Below are 20,605 nucleotides of genomic sequence, written 5' to 3'. Positions count from 1 at the left end.
TCCCGGATTGGAGTTCCTGAATCAAGTTCAGGACATGCCGGGACATGGTTCAGGACAGGCTTGTTTCAGGATCTCATCTTTAAATCTGTAGGAGCGGCTTCCAGCCGCGATTTCTTTAATTCCCTCCTTTGTAAAGGAGGGTTAGGGTGGATTTGTCTTTAATGTTGTCATTCCCGAACGTCTTAATCGGGAATCTAAAAATCTTGTCATGCTGAACTACGTTTCTGAGCGTGTAACAGATTCGAACGAGTGAGAATCTGGCCTCTTTCGGCTGAATACTCGGACGTCTATGTGCTTGAGATGAACTATTGAAACCAAAACGAAACGGACGCCATTGGCTTAATCCACTTACGTAACAATTCTCCGCATATTCATTCATCAACCCAAAATATTCAGCATCTCGTCTTTCTCCAGCATGCACAACACCCCTCCACCCCTACCGCCCCGCAGCATAACTCTCCTTCGCCCGCTCGATGAACGCCCGCCATATCCCGTCAGGCTCCCACACCTCGTCCATCGGGGCCCTCGCCTCATCCTCCGGCACCCCGAGCTCGATGAGCCTGTAGAGGTAAACGAACGCGGACGCCCGCATGTTGACGACGCAGTGAATCCACACCTTCTTTCCGCGGAGCGAGTCCATGACGGAGAAGAAGCGGTCGAGGTCCGATAATTCGGGAGCGGTCCACGCGACCGGTATGTGGTAATACGTCATCCCTTCAGCGGAAACTGCCTGCCCTTCGTCGGGTATCGCGTCAGGCGACGTGCCCGTCGCGAGGTTGACGACGGCCGCATAACCCGCGTCCGCTATTCCGGCGAAGTCCTCCCGCGCCGGCTGTCCCGACGTGGCTATATCATCGCTAACACGGACGTAGTTCTTGATACGGTGCATGCAGGGAAAATATACCCATCACTGACCAGAAGGGAAAAGACATTCATACCTTTGTCACCCTGAACTTGTTTCAGGGTCTCATTTTTAAGCCGTTCGTACTGAGCGTGCGGCACGTCGCCCATAGGCTATGAGCCGTCGGGGGATCGAAGTATGAACGGGTTAATGGACATTATCCTGCATCCCGCATCTTCCTCTTCCTCACCGCAAAGAACACTCCCGCCAATCCCAATCCAACAGCGGCGGACATCATCCCCCACTCTTCTTTTCCCTTCCCCCTGTATGGGGGAAGGTTAGGATGGGGGGTGACACCTTGCATTAATAAATCAACCGTATTCAAACAGCCTTTATCTTTCTCTTCCTTATAGCAAAGACCACTCCGACCAGCATCAACCCCCCAGCCGCCGCGATCATCCCCCACTCCGTTTTATTTCCCTCTCCCCAGCGAGGGAGAGGGTTAGGGTGAGGGGGTACCTCTCATTAATATTCCAACTGAAATCATATAGCTCTTACCTTTCTCCTCCTCACCGCAAACCACACTCCCGCCAATCCCAATCCGACGGCGGCGGATATCATCCCCCACTCGCTGAGCGTGGGAATGTTGGTAGCAAATTCCGTAAAGCCGAAGGCGATCCCGTCTATGCCCTCGAAACGTTCCAGAACCGCGTTTGAAACATTTATCCTCGTTATGGGCTCAGCCGATTGGATACCCAGGAAACTATCGAAGAGACTCGTAACTGCAACAGAAGTAGAGCCGATCAGCACGTCACCCTCGCCGAATACCTGAACAAATACAGTGTCGCTGCAGGGACCCAGGCTTTCGACAAGGCAGCCCAGATCCACCCCTACGGCGTTCACTGTATTGCCCGGGAATGTTATATCCAGAGAATCCGGAGGGATGTTGGGAACGAGAACAACGAAAGGATTGTTGTTGAAGCCCGGTCCCACAATGACTAAAACATTTAATAAGGCAGTGAACTCGATCCCTGGCAGTATATCCCCCGGCGAAAAGCACGCGTCGTTCGTATTCTCGTTTATAGTCTGGGAGCAAGAGGTGTTGCCACCAGGCGCAACGTTTCCGCTCTCGAAGTCCTGAAAAGCCAGATTCGGATTCTGCGCGAAGAACACCGCGTCGTCGGTCGTGAACGTGACCTGCGCTAAAGCTGAGGGTGCAGAAAATAAAAATACTGAGATTACAATGAGATACAGCTTTACAATTAGCTTTTGGTTAATGGTTTTGGATATCACACCGTCCTCCTCTAAGAAAAGTGTCGTATTCATTTTACAATAAATAATGAATTCAATCCAGCTCTTTTCCGGAGTTCCAAAAATTCAGAAAACCTCTTCGCATAAGAAACAAAAAAGCCCCTTCCCCCCGCACCGGAGGAAAGGGGCCGCAAATTTTGTTATTCCCGCGGAAGTGGGAATCAATTTTTTTCCTTTCTATTCCCTCCTTTTGTAAAGGAGGGTGAGGGAGGATTTTTCTTTTTATCTTTCATCCTGAATCATGCATCCTGCATCGTGGATCTTTTCCTCTTCCTCACCGCAAACCACACTCCCGCCAATCCCAATCCCCCCGCCGCCGCAATCATCCCCCATTCGCTGAGCGTGGGAATATTTATCTCTAGAACCCTGGTTCCGAATCTTAAATCAAGCAACCCGTTCTGGAAATCACCGGACATAGGTATTTCATTATCCAGTAATATCTCCACAATAGGCTCAGTCGACGTAATACCCAGGAACGAGTCGAATGCGTCGGATACGAGCAGGTTTGTTGTGCCGATGAGTCCGTTTTCACCGAATACCGATACGGACATATTCCTCGGTGTGCACGGTTCGAACTCGAGCAGGCATCCGGCGGTAATTCCGACAGCGTTGGTATCCGGCGTTAAAAAGAGAATATCGAGGCCCGAGCCGAACTGGTTCGCTATCAGGGCATTCGTCGGGTTGGCATTACCAAAAAAATCGGAGCCGACGAGTATTATCTCGGCAGGCCCGAGACCTTGGGGTTTTGCCTGGAATACCAGGCCTGGGAGAATCTGCCCGGGTGTGAAACAATCATCGTTTGTTGATGAGTCCACAACATCATCACACACCAGCAAATCCCCCGGCGCTACGAACGTACCGAGGAAATTCTGGAATTGCAGGTTCGGATTCTGGGCCAGGAACTCCGCTTCATCGAATGTAAAATTCACCTGTGCGAGCGCTGGAGTTACGGAAAAAATGAACATGGTCAAAAGGATTAAATAGATCTTTGCAACCGAGGTGCAGCACGTCAGCTTAAACATCTCCAATCCTCCATAAGAGAGAAATTTTCCGACCATTTTACATAAAAACCCCGCATAATCCAATACCGGCCGGCATACCGGACTTGATCCGGAGGCAATCTCATCCTTTCCTTTCCGTCATTCCCGGCATCGAACGGGAATCTCATCTTTAATCTGTCTTTGCGAGGGAGCGCTTTATCACGGCGTCTTGTCCTGGCGTAACCTTTAGGCGAAGCCGGAAGCGACCGCGGCAATCTCATCCTTTTGTCTGTAATCCCCTCCCTTTAGCAAAGGGGAACAATTCCGAGCAAGTGAGGAATTGGTCAGTGGTGATAAACGGCAAAGAAATGACATAATTGAAGTGACTCGGTAAGTTAAGCCAAATTCAGAGGGATTTTTCTTTCTGTCATTCCCGAATGTCTTTATCGGGAATCTCGTCTTTAATCTTGTATCCTGCATCTTGTATCCCGCATCGTTTCTCCCCCCGCCGTCAGGTAAAATGTTGAAAACCATCCCCCCGGAGGAGGAGACATGAGCGGAGAGCTGAACGAGGATCTGGATTCAGGCAGGAAAATAGGCGCGGTTACTTTCGCGGCGGGCGTAGCCGCCGGTGTGATAATCACGCTCATCATACTCTCCCTTTCCGGCCCCCCGAACCGCTACCAGCTCGCCGCCTCTCAGGACGGCTCGGTCGTCCACAAGATAGACACGGAGTCGGGCAGGGTGTGGTGGAAGAACTCCTACGTCGAGATGGACGCACAGGGGCAGCCCGTCACGATATGGTACTGGGAGGAGCTCACGCTCGACAGGCCGGGCGCGTCCAGGCTTGCGAGCGACATGAAGTCGAGCACGAACGAAGCCCTCGAAGCGGAGCAGGAGGCGAGGCTCGCGGAGGAGAAAGCGAAGAGCGAGATAAAGGAAAAGAGGCTCGGAGAGATATACGACATCTGCGGCGACGACGTCGGGTGCGTGAAGAAGAAATGCTCGGTCGGCTACAAGGGCGCCGACGACCCCGACTGGACAGCCTACTGCACGGACCGGGTCAGGGCCCGGATATCGGACGTGATAATAGAGCAGTGCGGCGGGGATGCGGGCTGCATAAAGAGCTACTGCGTAAACAAGTACAATAACACCTACCCTGCCGTGAGCGACTGCGTGAGCGACGTCAACCTCCAGAAGGTGAAGAACGAGAGCCAGCAGTCCCAGACACCCGGTGAGTAACTATTCATCCGTAGGAGCGAGTACCAGGGTCGAGTCCGGAACAGGCCAGCCGCGACCTATTTTATTCGTCATTGTTGTAGATGTTAAATAATTCGCGGCCGGAATTCTCCTGGATAGAATGGAAGGAATGGTGTTTGTATTTCCCGACATTCACAGAATTGGCGTGAAAAAAAAATCAGCTGTTAACGCGTGAAAATGTTTCGGGGTTGCGGGTCGAATGAAACATTTTTGCGTTAACTAGGGATTTTTTAGCCAATTATGTGCTGTCGGTTGATTTTTGCTTCTTTTCATCAAGGAAAAGAAGAAAAATAAATTGCTTTTATATGTATTCAGGTGAGACAACTTTTGTCCTCGAATTACTTGGCATCTAAAATTGCGAGCGGAGCTTACGGAAGTTTGCCCTTCGACTACGCTCAGGACAGGCTCCACGCGGCAATCTTGCCTTTACTGTTAATTCCCTCCACTACAAAACAGTGTCAGGGTGAGGGGGACAAACCCGCTCACATGGAGCAGAAAACCGGCGAACGGCTTGTCTGACAACGCAATTGTCTTTATTCTTCCCATAAAAGACGTGGAGGCGCACCGGTATGGACAATGAGCTCATGGAGCATCTCACAGCGCTCGAAAGGACACGTGCGAAGGCGTGGCTCGAGCGCGACCCCGCATTGCTCGCGAGCCTCCTCGACGACGACTTCGTGGAGGTGAACTACGTCGGGAGGCTCACGGGCGGGGAGATTTTGAACGACCTCTTCCCTTCCCTCGTGCTGAATAAGTTCGACATGGACGGCTTCAGGCTGCTCGCGTTCTCGGACTCCCTCGCGGTTCTCTCCTACCGCGCGGACGAGGAGATCAGTTACAAAGGCAACGACATTGCAGGAACCTTCCACGTCACGTCTATATACAGGAAGAGCGGCGGGAAATGGCTCCTCCTCGTCTGGCAGATCACGCCGTACATTCCGGACAAGGGCTGACACACATTCCCTTCCCGTCATCCCCGCAAGATCGGGAATCTCGTTTTAAACTGTCATTGCGAGGGAGCTCAGTCTGCGACCGCGGCAATCTCATGAATAAAGCGAGATCGCCACGACCTAGATCCTGAAACAAGTTCAGGACATGCGGTCTCGCGAAGACAGAAAAAGAGGTGTCATTCCCGAAAACGATTCTGAGCATGCGCAAGAATCGGTCGCCCTCCACCGATTGCATATACTCTTCATTATCCCGGCACCATAGCAGCACAAGCCAAAAAGAATCGGGAATCCATTTCTTTAATCCCGTATCCTGCTCGTCCCGGCGCTTGCCACGGCGAAGTAATACGCGTGCCACGGCATAGCAATGCGAAGCCGGGTAGTCAAAGACGTAGCCGGACATCCTGCATCCTGTATCCTGCATCTTGTATCCCGCATCCCTCATACGCATACACATCGCCGAATGCAACACCCCTTGTCTAAAGGCAAAAACGCGCTTGACCCTATCACCCGCACCGGTGTAAAATTGATGTTAGGGTTTGAGTGAGCGCAGTGAGCCTCATGCCCAACCAGCAAGTCGGAGGATGTCGATGGCAAGAACAATAGCGTTATACCTTTGCTTATTATTTTCACCCCTGTTTACCGTTTTCTCCGCATATGCCCAGCCCGTCGCGTACATCGGCAGCAACAACAATAACTACGTATCGATCGTGGACGTGCCCACGAACCAGATTGTCTATATATTCCGCCTGCAGAACGGCTCGAGCGCGGACACCTCGGACGTATCCTCGGACAGCAGATTTATCTACTACGGCGGGAATACCGTGACCGCAATCGACACGTCGGACGCTAGCATCGCCGGCGCGGTCGCTGTAGGCAACGCGGGCTCTAACGGCATCGCCGTTTCGCCCGACGGGTCCACGGTCTACGTCACGAGCTCCATAACGGACACTCTCACGGTAATAAGGACTTCGGACTTCACGGTAATCGACTCGATACCCATGGGCGCAGGCCCCGACAACCTCGACTTCACCCCCGACGGGACGAAGGCTTACGTCGCGGACCAGGTCGAGAATGCGGTATACGTGATAGACACGGCGTCCGTCACAATATCGGACGTCATCCCGGTCCCCGGCGGCTCACTCGTCAGGAACGTCACGGTCGCGCCAAACGGCCAATTCGTCTACGTCGCCTCCACGGGAAGCAACATAGTGACCGTGATCGACACGCTGACCGATACCGTTATCGACACCGTAACTGTCGGCAGCAGCCCGAGGAACATCGCTTTCACGCCCGACAGCGCGTTGGCATACGTCGCGAACGGTAACAGCAGCGACGTGTCCGTCATCAGGACCTCCGACCATACCACCGTCGATACGATCCCGACTGGACAGGACACCCCGCACGGAGCGGACATTACGCCCGACGGTCAGTTCGCCTACATCACCGCGATTTTCAGCGACGACGTGGCGGTGATAAGGACTTCTGACAACGAAGTGATAGATACGATATCCGGCGGACAGCTCGACGGCCTCGTCGATAACGGGACGTTCATAGTGAATGCCCCCGCGCCGTCAAAGAGCATTCCGACCCTCGGGGAATGGGGCATGATGGTTATGGTCGCGATTCTGGGCCTGGCCGGGTTTATCACGCTCAGAAAACGAATGAAGATGCGCGCAGTCTGACACACAATGTGTGCCGATATACGGTTCCTGCGGGACTGCTCCGCTTAAACCGCCAGGGAAGCCAAACCCGTTCATCCTTCCTGCCAGGCGGCCTGTCCCCCGAAGCCTCGGCGAAGGGGGATAGGATGGTGGTGATATTTATCCCCCTCATCCCGTCCTTCTCCAACATAGTAAAGAAGGAACTCTATTTGCATCCTGAATCCCGCATCCTTCATCCCCCCTTCCCTTCCGAGCCCGAATTGTAATATACTATATATATATTCCAACCCGTTTCAGGGCGTAACGCCGGGGGGGCGTTGGCGGTATGGAGACGATATCGGAAAGGCTGGGGGACATCCTTCTGAACATAGACGATATAAGCGTCGTGCTCAGCGGCAGGATAATCTGCAAGTTCCGGCTCAGCCACAAGTACGAGCCCGACAGGACCCTGGCCGAGCTCTACGCCGAGCTCGGGGAGGACGGGACGCTCGAAGTCGTATGCCGCACGCCGCTCACGCCGAGGCGCCTCGACATAGTCTCCCGGTTCCTCCACCTCTACGAGACGAACATCGTCAAGCTCTTCCGTGACTCGACGCGAGGCATGAACCCCTACATGTTCAAGGTCCCGATGCCTTAGCACACAGTGCGTGCTCACACGATCGTTCCCGGTCCACTCAGTAATTTCCGACGCATCGTCACATCCACCCGTAGGAGCGCCATCCCTGGCGCGATTATTTTCTGTCATCGCGGCTGGCCTGTCCTGAACCATGTCCTGAATACTGAAACAAGTTCAGCACAGGTTTATTTCAGGATCGATTCAGGAAACCCGCTCCTACGGAATAAGGGTTCGAGAAACCTTTGCTGCATCGGTCTTACCCAATTAAACCGACCGTACGACGGGAGCCGCCCCTCACGCATGCACCTGCATGCGATTTTTGACTTCGCGGTGTGTATGAACCAACCGGTTCCCGCTTATAAAATTAATTGTTATCAATAGGTAAGGGTCTTTGGGGAATGTAAGTGAAACAAGGCACATAAAAAAAACCCTCCCCCCTCCTTAACTACAAGTAATGAGGGGCGAGGGTAGAGAAGGGGATATTCAAGATTAATTATACCAGTTATATCGGAGTTACCAAGCAAAATTTTACAGAGGAAAAAAAAGAGCCCGAACCTGCAGGCGCGCTCACTCGGCTTCGCTCTTGCCGCCTAAAAACCCGAAGTTGAAATCGAGCGTCTTCCACGTGCCGCCCGAGCGCTCGAGCTGAGCCCTCCCCTCTTCGAGCGTGTAGAAATATTCTCGCGTGAAAATCACGTCTTCGAAATCGTAGGCCGGGTAAACCTGGCTGCTCCTGTCGTCGGCCCCTTCGGGCGAGACAGCTTTCTCGAAATAATCGTCGGCGAGCGCCCCGCCGCGGGCGGCGGTCAGAAGGAACGTAATCAGCAGAGCGGTTAATAACGCTTTCATATAATCACCCCCTCGAACTTTCCCCGTGATTATATAAGTGTAACAGATCGGGTCGGCGATTTCATCCGTTTTGTTTTTGCCGCACATTGAAATTCCTGTCATTCCGAACCATGTCCCGGACTCCGATCCGGGATTGTTTCAGAATCTCGTATTTAAATTTGTAGGAGCTGCTTTCCTGAATCAAGCTTGTGCTGAACTTGATTCAGTATTCAGGACAGGCCTGCCGCGATCCCGACTTACTGTCATCGCGAGCCCTTCGATGAACTCAGGACAGGCTCCGCGCGGCAATCTCCCGCCACTTGTCTTTGCGAGGGAACGCTTTTTGTGACCGCGACAATCTCATCTTTTGCCTTTTCTTTCGATTCCCTCCTTAAAAAAAAGAGGGGCAGGAAGGAATACAGCCATAAATCGGGATCGGGATCACGGATCCGTCAGGAAACAAAAAGGCGGCATCCCCGCCGCGGCAGGTTCTGATCCCCTTCTCGAATCGATTGCCTTTCACCGCAGCGAGGGAATGCCGTAAAGCGCTATTCCCCTTAGCCTTACTCCATTACTATCTACGTACGCAGATGCGGTGCCGGATTAAAAATTCCGCAAGTCTTCATAATGATTGAGCCGGCGGGGATCCTCCCACGCGCAGCCCTGCTTCAAAATCCCCCTCCCCACTCCCTCCGGGTCAGGTAAACTATTCACCCGTTCGCACAAAAGCTTGAGGAGGTAGAGAATTTGAAAAAGTCTTTGATGATAGTCTTCGGGATCGCGCTCGCGCTCGCCGCATGCAAGAACGAAGGGAAACAGCCCGGCCCCGCGCCCACGCCCGAGGCCGCCGCCGAAATAACGCCGGCCCCCCCTGTCACCCCCGGACCGCAATCGAAAGAAGAGCAGAAATTCGATTTCAGGGCCGCGACATGGGGCATGTCCAAAGCGGAGGTCAAGGCCGCCGAGCGGAAACAGCCGCTGTACGAAGACGAGGGCTCTCTCACGTTCGACGGCCGCTACAAGGGGCAGTTCGTCTACATCACTTATCAGTTCAAGGACGACAAGCTCTACCGCGCCGGGGTCCTTTACTCCCAGAAGCACGACAGCGACAGTAAATACCTCGAGAATTACGAGAACCTCAAGAGCGCCATTACGAAGGAATACGGCGCGCCTGTGATAGACGGGGAGAAGCAGCTCAACCCCGGCGCAGTCATAGAGAAGGATAAAGAGGCGGAGGCCGTCTGCAGGGGCGACCTTATGTACGGAGCCCAGTGGAACGTGCCGGGCTCGATGGTGGTGCTGATGATCCGCGGCGACGGCAAGAAATGCCTCGTGTCCCTCATCTACGCGAGCGAGGAATCGCTGAAATCGATCTCCGAGATGGACGGCTCCGGCAGCATAGGCATAGCTGAGTAGCACGCAATAGATGCTGATATACTATTCCATTCAAGCTCATCCTCTAAGCCAACAAACCCACTCGTGTTGAGCTTGTCGAAGCACTGACAAAATCCCCCTGAATCCCTCCTTCGACAAGCTCAGGACAGGCTCTTTTTCAAAGGGGGAAAAATCTTTCCATTCCCTCCTTAGAAAAAGGAGGACAGTTCCGACAAATCGGAGGAATTGGTCGGTGCTGATAAATGGCAAAGAAATGCCTTAACTCATAGTAACGCAGGTAGTAAACCCAAATTAGGGAGGATTTAGTTTTCTTCTTCTCCCTCCCGACATTCACATACTCACCCGCAGCCCCGCCCGAGATGGTAAAATTACCCCATGTGCGGAAGGTTCGTGCGGAAGGGCGACAAAGACCTCCTCGAAGAAAGGTTCGGGTGCGACGCCCGGGGCATTCTGTTAGCGCCCGGGTATAACATCGCGCCTTCGCAGGACTGCCCGGTCGTCACGGTCGAGGGCGACAGGCGCGTGCTCGGCCTCATGCGCTGGGGGCTCGTCCCCGCGTGGGCCGAGGACGCGAAGATCGGGTACAGGATGATAAACGCGCGCGGAGAGACCGTGGCCGAGAAACAGAGCTTCAAGACGCTGCTCAGGAAGTCCCGCTGCCTGGTCCCGGCCTCCGGGTTTTACGAATGGAAGAAGCAGAAGGGCGGCGGGAAGACGCCCTACTTCTTCGGGCTCAGGGGCGGCGCGCCGTTCGCTTTCGCCGGTCTCTGGACCGTGTGGCATGCGGGCAGGGAGGACGAGATCCGCTCGTTCACCATCGTCACCACGTCGGCTAACGAGCTCATGGCCCCTGTACACGACAGGATGCCCGTGATACTGCATGAGAAGGACGAGGCGCGCTGGCTCGACCCGGAGATCGGCAAGCCCGGCGACCTGCTCCCGCTCCTCGTTCCCTATCCGTCCGGCGAAATGGAATGCTGGGAAGTCTCCCCGTACGTGAATTCATACAAGAACCAGGGCGAGGAGTGCATCAGGCCGTTAAGCAGTGAAGAAAAAAACCGTTCGTCCTAAGTTTGCTATTTATTTTCCCCCTTTGTAAAAGAGCCTGTCCTGAGCTTGTCGAAGGAGGGATTAAGGGGGATTTAAAAATAAAAAAGAAAAATCCTCCCTACCCCTCCTTTTCCAAAGGAGGGAACTAAGCCAAAAACGAAGATGAAAACTCCGGAGGTCTACAAATTCTGTGCTATCTTTTCATCAAGGAAAAGAAGGATAAAAACAATTGCCTCTCTCCTAAAACTCATCCACGATATCGCCCGGATCGACGTCGTCGTTGAAAGCAGGCACGAAGACGATGACGTCCCTCGGCACTATGCAAGGCGCGTCCGCCCCGCACATTCCGTTGAACTCCCCGAGCACTATCGTGTCCCTCCCGCGCTCGACGCCAATCTCCGGCATATCGAGGCACACTCCGCTGAAGAACTCGAGGTCCTGCACGGGCGCGTCGCCGTTACACGGGTTGAACACCATGCCGTCCTCGTCGAATATGTCGGGGTTGTTCTCCTCGCATTCGTTGAGCGTCATCGTGGTCTCGAAGTCCCCCGGAGTTATCCTCACGTTAAGAGTCGCTGACCTCGGCGTGCAGATGAAATCGAGCGGCAGGAGGTCGTCCGTCTGGGGTATGGGAGGCTCCGTGTCGAAGTCGGTCGGGAGCTCGCCGCCAGTGACTTCTATCTCGAACTCCTCGCCCCCGATTACCGCCGTCCCTTCGCCGGCGGTGTTCCCGTTCTCGCGCTGTGCCCTTATCTCGATGAAGAGGTCGGTCGTCGTGTTCTCGCCCGTGCCCTCGGCGGTGAAGTTGGGCTCGTCAGACGGGCCGCCGTCGAACACGTCCCCGGCTTCGTCGCACGACCCGAACAGTAGAGCGACCGCGATGAGCAGAATAATTATCGTCGGTGTAATAAACCTGTGCATGTGCGGATACCTCCGTATCGGCATACTTGCCAGATACGTAACAGGCAACGCCCGTGCCGTGAGATCGGTCTGCCGAATTCAGAACGAGCACACGCAGTTACAAGTATAAATGACGGGTGCCGGGGTCAAAGCGGTTTTTTCTGCCGGATTTCGGACAGACAGAGATGTAGGATTTCATACACACAATGTGTGTTTCTACGATTCTTCCGGAACTCCTCAGGGCGAACGTGCTTATAATAATTTGTCATTGCGAGCGTAGCGCGGCAATCTCGCCTTTGTTTTCCACCCGACATTACAGAATCGGGCACACATTGTGCGCCTACTTCCCCCACGTTGCGGTCCGGTCGTGGAGGGTCTTATTGCCAGTGTAGGATTTAAGCCGTCACCTTCCTTCTCCTAACAGCCATGAATCCTGCAATGCCGAGGACGGCGGCCATCGCCATCAGACCCCACTCGGAGAGGGTCGGGATATTGGTTGGTGGTATATCGGAACTGAATACGCCGAACGTGAGCACCTGAGAGCTATTATTGTTTCCATTCGTTAAGACAGAAAGCGAGCTCACGGGGCCCGAGAACTGGAGTATCCCGTTTGCGAAGAAGCTTCCCGGTATAGAGAGCAACGTGTTGCCGTTAGAGACCGTCGTGCCGCCCAGGCCGGAGAGCACAGTAAACGATTGATCGAATTGATACGTGACGGGGTCGGGTCCGCCGGCAATCCCTCGCCAGAATATTATGTAGAGCAGGAGGTTCTCTACCGGCGGGTCGAACGTCGCCGTCCAATCCGACAGCACGTCGTATTCCACGACGACCGTGTTGGACGAAAGCGGGGCCGCCGCGAAGTCAGGCCCGGACAGGTCAACGATTTCAAGACCCGGTCCCGAGACATTGAGGAGATTCACGGTAGACCTTGCGAGGTTACCCTCCGTAACGGCGAATTCATCCCAAACGACGGGGATAGCAACGCCCGCCGAGGCGCTCGACGACCAGCCGATCATTGCGAGCAGGGCGGCTGAAATTATCCAGGAGTACGTGAAAAACCGAATCGATTGCTTAACCATTTTGAATCCTCCATTCAAGATGATATTTGCTTGATCCGTATTATCCGCCCAGCGTAAAGCAGCTATAAGCGCCGGCTGCCATCCATAATTGTCATGATAATACTTTCAGCAAACGCGTTAAAGCAATCAAAGTCTAAAACAAATATAATTGAATATACAACATAATTTTGGATTTTAAAACAAGCGTCGGGGCTGCGTGGCGGGGGGGGTTGGCGCTATGAATCCGGCTGCCGGAGGAACCAGGCATAGAGGAATGGGGGGATTTTGGTTTATTGTCATGCTGAACCATGTCCTGAACTAGTTTCAGGATCTATTCAGCATCTCGTTTTTTAAGCAGTTCATCGTCATACCAACCCTTCGATAAATCCTCAAGCGTGGGGTTCATGGATTTTATCAAGTTCCACTTCCATTCGCGGTGCCATCTCTTTAACTGCTTCTCTCTGGCAATTGCATCCTCTATCCTTACGCCTTCCTCGAAATAAATCAGCCGATCCAATTTATATCTCGTTGTAAAATCCGAGCCTGTTCCCAGCTTATGTTCCAGCACCCTCCTTTCCAGATCATTTGTTACTCCTATATAAAGTGTTGTGAACTTTTTATTGCTCATAATGTAAATATATGAACGGAACATGCGAATATATTAAAAGAATTTTAGATGCTGAAACAATCCTGAAATAAATTCAGGACATGGTTCAGCATGACAGATGGTAGGAATCCCGAAACCTCCCTGCCATAACCATGCCAAGTGTATGGAGACAGATCACCGTATCTCGGCCGCAAGGTCCAGAGTCCAGTACGTTTCCGTATTGCCCGCGAACTTGCCCTTGGCAGACCCGACCCCGACGTCTTCATAAGAAGGGTCCATTATGTTAGCACAGTGATCGGGGGATTTGAGCCATGCGTCCATGACAGCGGCCTCGCGATCGTACCCGACCGCGATATTCTCCCCCCAGAGCATCGTGTCATAGCCCTCGTTCATAAGCCTGTCCCCCGGGTCCGAGCCGTCGGAGCCCACGTGTCCGAAAAAATTGGTCCCGGCCATATCGGTCGAGTGGCCGAGTGCCGCCGCCGCAACCCTGTCGTCCCAGTTGAGCGGGGGAGCCGCGGGGAAAAACGTATCGCCGCAGTTCCTTCCTTCCGCCCGCGCTTTATTGATCAGACCGAGCATTACGGCCGCGTCGCGCTCTTCACAACTCGTGACGGCGCGTAATCCCGTATCGTCCAGGCAATCGTCCATATCGGGACCGCCGTTTAGGAAATCGTTTCCAATGCCGCCTCTCAACGTATCGTTGCCGGCCTTGCCTCTTAAAGTATCGGCCCCTGATTCCCCGAAAAGCTGATCGTTTCCGGCTCCGCCCACGATTAAATCATTACCCGATCCCCCGCATATCACGTCGTCGCCCCCGAGGCCCCTGATCACATCGTTCCCGGCGAGTCCGGCGATTACATCCGGACCGGGCGTACCGTTAATCACGTCATTACCGGGCGTGCCTGTGATCGTGGCTTCGAGACCGCTGCATTTGGGTTGAGCAAAAACCGGATCGGCGTACGATGCGCCGACTGCAAACGATAGAAATAACAAAACAATCGACTTCCTTAATCTCATGAAGATATTCATGTACCCGCAGGCCTCATGCGCAATACCGGCCCATAACATAATTCTCCGATACTAATTCTAATGCTCTTAATTTGTTTTTGTTGAGGTAATTGCAAGCCCTTCGTGTTTGGGCTTACGTTTAAATGGCCCGATCAAACTAACGGATATTATGCAATGCAGTTTGAAACTGCTTTCCCCGGTTACCGGGGGCTTGCTAAAACCGGGTGAAGAGCCAAGCAGGACAGGGTGTTAACTTTCAAGAGTAAAGCAGTATATTAAGTTATAGTGAGCAGTAATTTCATCTTTTAATTCCCTCCTTTGTAAAGGAGGGTTAGGGTGGATTTTTCTTTTCATTATTCAAATCCCCCTGAATTTGGTTCAACCACTGTATCGCTCAAGTTAAGAAATTTCTTTGGCTTCAATCATCTCCGACCAATTCCTCCGATTTGTCGGAATTGTTCCCCTTTACGAAAGGGGGAAAAATGATTTTTCTCCCCTCCCCCTACTTCCCCAACGCTGCGGTCCAGTCGCGGAGCGTCTTCTTTTGGGCCTACGACAGCCTGGCCTCGGGGCGTATGAAAATGTAGTACCACTGCGGCATCTCGCCTTCCTCCACTTCCTCCCATATCTCTTTATCTTCTTCTGCTTCTTCTTATCGTCGTACCCGTTCCCCAAGGGTTGTCGCTTGCCGGTCTCGACGAAGGACCGCCTCAGGTACGTCAGTAGAACTCACAGGAGAACGCTTCGTCTGAGTGAGAAAACACGTCATGCTGTCGGGTTTTTCAAGCGAGTGCAGACTCAAGTGTCAAGCCATGCTGTGAGCCTTGATCTTTTGCGGATCAAGCCGTCCTGATTGTAGTGATGCACGCAAAACATCGCCCAGGAATCTTCGAACGCCATCTCCAGGTCGCCCGTCACCGAGGTCGTGCCTCGTCCGATTTCCGCGTAGGTAAACTCGAAGCTGCCGCTCGGGCGTGCGATTGCAATGTGGAATGGCTCGCCATTGAACTCGTTGATGATCGGTCGGGCGACACTAGTTACGACACCGGGAATGTCGACCTTAGCCGCTCTGCCCTCAAGGTCTACCTCCAGTCCGATCGGCAGAAACAGCGTCTGGAAAAACTCCGTGCATAAGGAACCGAAGACCGAGAAATGATTGCTGAGGGGTTTGCACGCCTTGCCCGAGATGATTGTCTCGAGAGCCCTACGTTGAGCGTCGTCTGCTCTCTCGTCGATCACGATCTGGCGCTTGCCGTTTCCCTCCGCAATCTCGCCGGGGAATTTGCAAATCAGCGCCCAATTCAGGCCCGCGAGCGGCGTGTCGTTGAAATGCCCTTCGACGATGGAGCCGACATAGGCGAACTGACAATTGCCATGTGTCGTAGGCTCGTTGAATTGACAGCCGCAGCTCACAGAACAATTGCAGTTGTCGTAGGTATGGCTTTTGAATTCCCACTGGTCAGGCATTTGTTTCACCTCCAAGGGTCATCGCTGCGATTCAGCTGAGCATACGAACGATCACTGGCGTCCAAGATACGCCGGGTGTGGCACGGCACGGGCTGAATATCCTGAACGTAGAACCACGATACGCGACTATTCCACCACTGTGGCGTCTGCTTCTGCCCCACTGCCGTCATTGACGGGAGTCCGGATTCATGCGCCTAGCCATGCTGTGAGCCTCGATCTTTTGCGGACCAACCCATCCTGATTGAAGTGGTGAATACAAAAATGCGCCCATGAATCTTCGTACGCCATCTCCATATCACCCGTCACCGAGGTCGTGCCTTGACCGATTTCTGCATAGGTAAACTCGAAACTGCCGCTGGGACGCGCCAGCGCAATGTGGAACGGCTCGCCATTAAACTCGTTGATTATCGGTCTGCCGCTGCTCCGCATGATGCCCGGTATATCGACCCTTGCGGTCCTGAGCTCCAGGTTCGCTTCGAGACCGATCGGCAGGAACAATGTCTCGCAAAATTCCGAGCATGTGGACGCGAATACGGCGAACAAATTGCTCAAGGGTTTGCACGCCCCGCCCGAGATAATCGTTTCAAGTGCGGCCCGTTGAGCATCATCCGCACGTTCGTCGATAACAATCTGGCGTTTGCCGTTTCCATCCTTGATCTCGCCAGGCCACTTGTACAGCGCCGCCCAATTCAGCCCCGCGAGCGGCGTATCGTTGAAGTTGCCTTCGACGATGTTACCGACGAAGGCCGACTGGCAATAGCCGTGGGTGCTGGGCAAGTTGAACTGGCAGCCGCAATTCACAGCGCAATTGCAGTTATCGTAGGTTTCGCTCTTGAAAAGCCATTGATCGGTCATTTGCCGGTCCTCCCCTCAGTGCGTCTCAAAAAAAGGTTTGATAGGGCATCACCGCTGTCAAGGCGTTCAGTTTGAACGGTCGCTTAGGTTATATGTGGCCCGCCCTTCCCAATTAGTGTCGGCGACCGGCCGTCACTCATCTCTGCCACATAACTAACAGGAGACTTCGCTGGATCGATAAAATTATAAAACTTTCAGGCCGTATAGTCAACAGAATGTCAAGCCCCCGGGATCCCCCTTTTCAGTCAGATTTCTGACGGAAATCCCGCATAATGGTATTCACAAAATTGAGCCTGAAGTTGATGTGCTTCATAGTCTCTGTTCAAAGGCGACCGAATGCTCACTTGTTCGCCTTCGTTCCACGCTGGGGCGAGGGGATAAAAAATTGGACGAACGGGCAAAACTAAATCCTCCCTACCCCTCCTTTTTCTAAGGAGGGAATAAAAACGCAAGACGAAATCGTCGCTATTGCCGATCCAGGTTAAGAAAGAGGGGATAAATCATCCATGAGCACACATTGTGTGCCCTACTTCCCCCGCGCCGGAGGAAGAGGGTAAGAGGAAGGGGCGAATTTGGTTTATTGTCGTCCTGAACCATGTCCTGAACCATGTCCCGGACGTGATCCGGGATCGTTTCAGGATTGTTTCAGGATCTCGTTTTTAAATTTGTAGGAGCGGCTTCCAGCCGCGACAACAAATCACCGTTCGTCCTAAGTATGCTATTTATTTCCCCCTTAGAAAAAGGGGGAACAATTCCGAGCAACAATTCTGAGCAAGCGAAGAATTGGTCGGTCAGGGCTAAATGCAATGACGCTTAGGTTCCCCCGTGCAGATTTTCCTGAAGTCAAAATAAGAGGAATTGGTCGCAGCTGGCTGAAAGCAAGTCAGCATCTTGGCCGAAGTGCCTCACTCGGTTAAATTAAATATGGGGATTTAAAATAAGAAAAGAAAATCCTCCCTAACCCTCCTTTTCCAAAGGAGGGAATAAAAGCGCAAGACGAAATTGTTGTGATAGCTGGCTTAGGCTGGTGAGGTGCGGAATTATCATCCATGAGCACACATTGTGTGCCCTACTTCCCCCGCGCTGCGGTCCACTCTTGCAGCGTCTTCTTGTCGGCCTCCGACAGCCTGGCCTCGGGGTGCATGAGAATGTAGTACCACTGCGGCATCTCTCCTTCCCCGACTTCCTCCCACGTCTCCTTTATCTTCTTCTGCTTCATCTTCTCGTCGTACCCGTTCCACTCGGAGAAGTTGAGCTCCGCCCTCCCTTCCGTAACGTCGTCGGCGAGGAGCCAGGACGCGGGCGCGATGTACGAGTACCACGGCCACACGGTCTCGTTCGAATGGCAGTCGTAGCAGGAGCGCCTCATGAGCTCCTTCACCTGTGCGGGCGCGTCTATCTCGCCCGCAACAGGCGGGTTCGACCTCTCTACGGGAACGAACTGGATACCTATGAACGCAACGATGAGCAGAGCCGCGATTATCTTTAAATAAATCACCGCTTATCCGACCTCCGGTTTTGGTTATATCAGGGACCGCTTCTCTTGAATCGGGGATTATTATAATGGAAATTAAACCCTTATCCAGAGCGCGCGGCCGAAAAAATCACTGGAAACCCTCGCGCCTGTAAATGGTCTTCCACGTTTTGGGAAGGACTTCGGCCTCGAGCTCGTAGACGTTCCCGCCCCAGTCGATCTTCGAAGCCTGCGCCGCGTTAAGCGACGTGGTGAGCACGGGCACGGGGGGCGTCGGCTCCTCCCTCTCCCTGTACCCGGCCGGGAAGAAGGCCGTTACTGTCGCGTCCTTCACGTCGTACCCGGACGTGTAGAGCGCCTTGTACACCTTCGTCATATCGGACTCGGCCTTTATCCTGAAAAACGAGGGCAGCATCACGTCGTCGATGTTGAACTCGACGAGCACTTCGTACCCGCCTCCCGGCGCTTCCGTCACCTCAATCTTGCGCACACGGTCGAGCCCTATGTTGTTCTGCCCCTTGAGCTCGGCGGCGGCCCTGTATTTGAGCGTCCTCACCGGGTCGGCGGCGCTCAACTCGGCGGGCGGAACGTAGTACCTGGGGTCCACCTGCCGCGATGCGTTCGCGTATACCATCGCCGCTATGAGGAGCACGGCGGGGGGGAGATAGAACAGGAGCACCCCGCTCCGGGTGGCTTCCCTTGCCCACGGGAGCACGAGCCTCGGGTGCGCAAGCCCCGCGGCGAGCGCGGCGATGCAGAGGAAGAAAAGGGCGTAGAGCCTGCTCTCGAGGTTGGTGCGCGGGAAGAACACGATGCTGAGCGCGACCATCGCGAAGAACGCGTAGCCGTATACCATCGCCGCCCTCTTCCTGGTCTTTTCCCTCGACCAGGGCAGCGCGATCGCCGGGTCTATCAGCCCGACTACAATCATGATGAGGGATGCGATCGTGAGCCAGGCTATGATGATTTCCATGTAACAGTGCGCTCCGGTTCGTTAATACCCCCGCCCGCCCCGGACGAATCGCCCGAGGCGCGGCATCCCGCGACAACAAATTTACCCCTCCCGGCGCATTAACTCAAACACATAATGTGTGCTTCTACGATTCCATCCAGATCTTTTGGCCGACCGACAATAATAATCCCCGTATCTGTCTTCAATTCCGTCTTAGAAGAAGGAGGCAATTAACCGCAAATGATGAGATTGCCGCGCTTCGCTCACATCCGTTCGTTGCGCTCGCAAAGACAGGGTAAGGGGGCGATGAGAGAGACGGAGCGGGGCAGGCCGCGGCTGGAAGACACTCGTGAGAATTTTTATTGTAGGAGCGGCTTCCAGCCGCGATTAAATCTGATTATCGCGCCAAGATGGCGCTCCTACAGTAAGGTACACCTCCACCCAACTAGTGGAGGGAAATTATATTAATCCTGGCGCCCGTGCTAGAAAACAATCAGCTCGCAGGTGTATCCGAAGTTCCCGAGGTCGTCCGAGACCTGGTTGAACTTCATCTGCCCGAACTCTTCCCCGCCTATGATTCCGCCCGTGACCTGGAGCCCCTTGAGCGTCGCGAAATCCCCCGAGTCGGCAGAGAACTCGAGCTGCTTGCATTCGGTCTGCTCCCAGACGAAGTCCCCTATGTCGGAGCGCGTCCCCGTGCCGTCGGCGAAGAAGGCTATCGTGTACTCGACTACCCCTCCCGTCCTGCACTCCCACTCGGAGTCCTGGCTTGCGAAGCTGCCGCCGTTATAAATGCTGGATATGCCGAAATTGCACAAGTTGTCGCCCCCGCACCCCCCTATGTTCCCGAGCGAAACGGCCGCGACAAGAACCGCGAGCGCGGCTGACGATAATAGAAATTTCCTCATGGCCTGCATCCTCCTTCAGATGGTATTAGGCATATGATGGTATTACTCCCCCGAAGCAAAGGCAGCCCCGGGAAAGTTACATCAATTATATATCAGAATGCGGGAGAGAAATATGGCGGCGGAGCGGGATTTGAAAATAGGGGACGGCTGCCCGCACATCCTCAGCTTCCCTCGCATTGCCCTGAACAACCGTGCTTCGACAAGCTCAGCACGAACGGGGACTGGAGTGCCATGGATAAATATAAGAGTATCGTAGGTGCAGAGAAGTGACGGAAGGTTCATCTGACTAACCTGCATCTGATCCTAACCCGTTCATCCTGAGGCGCAGAATCTGCGCTCATATATGATTGCTCCGTCACTCCTCAGCTTTCGCCAAATAACGGAGCAAGGACAATACTGATCTGCGAGCCTGTCCTGAGCGAAGTCGAAGGGTCGAAGGACGAACGGGTTGAGGTTCGTCTATGGTTTAAGCCCAACCCAT

At 53.7% G+C, this 20,605-nt stretch carries 19 protein-coding genes; 6 read left to right on the top strand and 13 right to left on the bottom strand.

The window, feature by feature from the left end:
• Nucleotides 1-436: 436 nt before the first annotated feature.
• The 3 genes from AB1598_05860 to AB1598_05850 all read right to left on the bottom strand — a co-directional run bounded on the left by AB1598_05860 (nt 437) and on the right by AB1598_05850 (nt 3,174).
• Nucleotides 437-889, bottom strand: a complete 453-nt coding sequence (locus AB1598_05860; protein MEW6144527.1) for a protein tyrosine phosphatase family protein — start codon at nt 887-889, stop codon at nt 437-439.
• 495 nt (nt 890-1,384) lie between these two features.
• Nucleotides 1,385-2,134, bottom strand: coding sequence for an IPTL-CTERM sorting domain-containing protein (locus AB1598_05855; GenBank protein ID MEW6144526.1), 750 nt, complete (start codon nt 2,132-2,134; stop codon nt 1,385-1,387).
• A gap of 257 nt (nt 2,135-2,391) precedes the next feature.
• Nucleotides 2,392-3,174 (bottom strand): IPTL-CTERM sorting domain-containing protein, encoded by a 783-nt coding sequence (locus tag AB1598_05850; protein MEW6144525.1) that lies wholly within the window; start codon nt 3,172-3,174, stop codon nt 2,392-2,394.
• A gap of 510 nt (nt 3,175-3,684) precedes the next feature.
• Here AB1598_05850 and AB1598_05845 point away from each other — a divergent pair.
• From AB1598_05845 to AB1598_05830, 4 genes are all read left to right on the top strand, one after another.
• Nucleotides 3,685-4,374 carry a hypothetical protein gene (locus AB1598_05845; GenBank protein MEW6144524.1) on the top strand — a complete coding sequence of 230 codons (690 nt, stop codon included), beginning with the start codon at nt 3,685-3,687 and terminating at the stop codon, nt 4,372-4,374.
• Nucleotides 4,375-4,961: 587 nt separating this feature from the next.
• On the top strand, nt 4,962-5,345 hold the full coding sequence (locus tag AB1598_05840) for a nuclear transport factor 2 family protein (protein ID MEW6144523.1): 384 nt from the start codon (nt 4,962-4,964) through the stop codon (nt 5,343-5,345).
• 584 nt (nt 5,346-5,929) lie between these two features.
• A complete protein-coding gene (locus AB1598_05835; protein ID MEW6144522.1) occupies nt 5,930-7,024 on the top strand; it encodes an IPTL-CTERM sorting domain-containing protein in 1,095 nt (364 codons plus the stop codon).
• 304 nt (nt 7,025-7,328) lie between these two features.
• Complete coding sequence (locus AB1598_05830; GenBank protein ID MEW6144521.1) at nt 7,329-7,640, top strand: hypothetical protein; 312 nt, start codon at nt 7,329-7,331, stop codon at nt 7,638-7,640.
• 546 nt (nt 7,641-8,186) lie between these two features.
• On the opposite strand, the gene AB1598_05825 is transcribed toward AB1598_05830, so the two are convergent.
• Entirely contained in the window at nt 8,187-8,468 is a 282-nt protein-coding gene (locus tag AB1598_05825; protein ID MEW6144520.1) for a hypothetical protein, read from the bottom strand.
• Between the two features lie 726 nt (nt 8,469-9,194).
• Here AB1598_05825 and AB1598_05820 point away from each other — a divergent pair.
• Nucleotides 9,195-9,863: a hypothetical protein gene (locus AB1598_05820; GenBank protein ID MEW6144519.1), complete on the top strand. Its 669-nt coding sequence runs from the start codon at nt 9,195-9,197 to the stop codon at nt 9,861-9,863.
• A 354-nt stretch (nt 9,864-10,217) separates the two neighbouring features.
• Nucleotides 10,218-10,913 carry an SOS response-associated peptidase gene (locus tag AB1598_05815; GenBank protein ID MEW6144518.1) on the top strand — a complete coding sequence of 232 codons (696 nt, stop codon included), beginning with the start codon at nt 10,218-10,220 and terminating at the stop codon, nt 10,911-10,913.
• A 219-nt stretch (nt 10,914-11,132) separates the two neighbouring features.
• On the opposite strand, the gene AB1598_05810 is transcribed toward AB1598_05815, so the two are convergent.
• From AB1598_05810 to AB1598_05770, 9 genes are all read right to left on the bottom strand, one after another.
• The gene (locus AB1598_05810; protein ID MEW6144517.1) at nt 11,133-11,813 is read right to left on the bottom strand and encodes a hypothetical protein; all 681 of its coding nucleotides are present in this window, start codon (nt 11,811-11,813) and stop codon (nt 11,133-11,135) included.
• 374 nt (nt 11,814-12,187) lie between these two features.
• Nucleotides 12,188-12,871 (bottom strand): IPTL-CTERM sorting domain-containing protein, encoded by a 684-nt coding sequence (locus AB1598_05805; GenBank protein MEW6144516.1) that lies wholly within the window; start codon nt 12,869-12,871, stop codon nt 12,188-12,190.
• A 310-nt stretch (nt 12,872-13,181) separates the two neighbouring features.
• Nucleotides 13,182-13,502, bottom strand: coding sequence for a GIY-YIG nuclease family protein (locus tag AB1598_05800; protein ID MEW6144515.1), 321 nt, complete (start codon nt 13,500-13,502; stop codon nt 13,182-13,184).
• Between the two features lie 129 nt (nt 13,503-13,631).
• Entirely contained in the window at nt 13,632-14,489 is an 858-nt protein-coding gene (locus AB1598_05795) for a CAP domain-containing protein (GenBank protein ID MEW6144514.1), read from the bottom strand.
• A gap of 777 nt (nt 14,490-15,266) precedes the next feature.
• Entirely contained in the window at nt 15,267-15,935 is a 669-nt protein-coding gene (locus AB1598_05790; protein ID MEW6144513.1) for a DUF1326 domain-containing protein, read from the bottom strand.
• A gap of 186 nt (nt 15,936-16,121) precedes the next feature.
• Nucleotides 16,122-16,790: a DUF1326 domain-containing protein gene (locus tag AB1598_05785; protein MEW6144512.1), complete on the bottom strand. Its 669-nt coding sequence runs from the start codon at nt 16,788-16,790 to the stop codon at nt 16,122-16,124.
• 1,069 nt (nt 16,791-17,859) lie between these two features.
• On the bottom strand, nt 17,860-18,288 hold the full coding sequence (locus AB1598_05780) for a heme-binding domain-containing protein (protein MEW6144511.1): 429 nt from the start codon (nt 18,286-18,288) through the stop codon (nt 17,860-17,862).
• Between the two features lie 106 nt (nt 18,289-18,394).
• Complete coding sequence (locus AB1598_05775) at nt 18,395-19,237, bottom strand: hypothetical protein (GenBank protein ID MEW6144510.1); 843 nt, start codon at nt 19,235-19,237, stop codon at nt 18,395-18,397.
• A gap of 461 nt (nt 19,238-19,698) precedes the next feature.
• Nucleotides 19,699-20,124 carry a hypothetical protein gene (locus tag AB1598_05770; GenBank protein MEW6144509.1) on the bottom strand — a complete coding sequence of 142 codons (426 nt, stop codon included), beginning with the start codon at nt 20,122-20,124 and terminating at the stop codon, nt 19,699-19,701.
• Between the last annotated feature and the right edge of the window lie 481 nt (nt 20,125-20,605).

The organism is Thermodesulfobacteriota bacterium, from assembly GCA_040754335.1.
GTDB lineage: Bacteria > Desulfobacterota_D > UBA1144 > Nemesobacterales > UBA2774 > 2-12-FULL-53-21.
The sequence above is the reverse complement of the archived record's forward strand: the minus strand, read 5'-3'. Positions and strand labels throughout refer to the sequence as shown.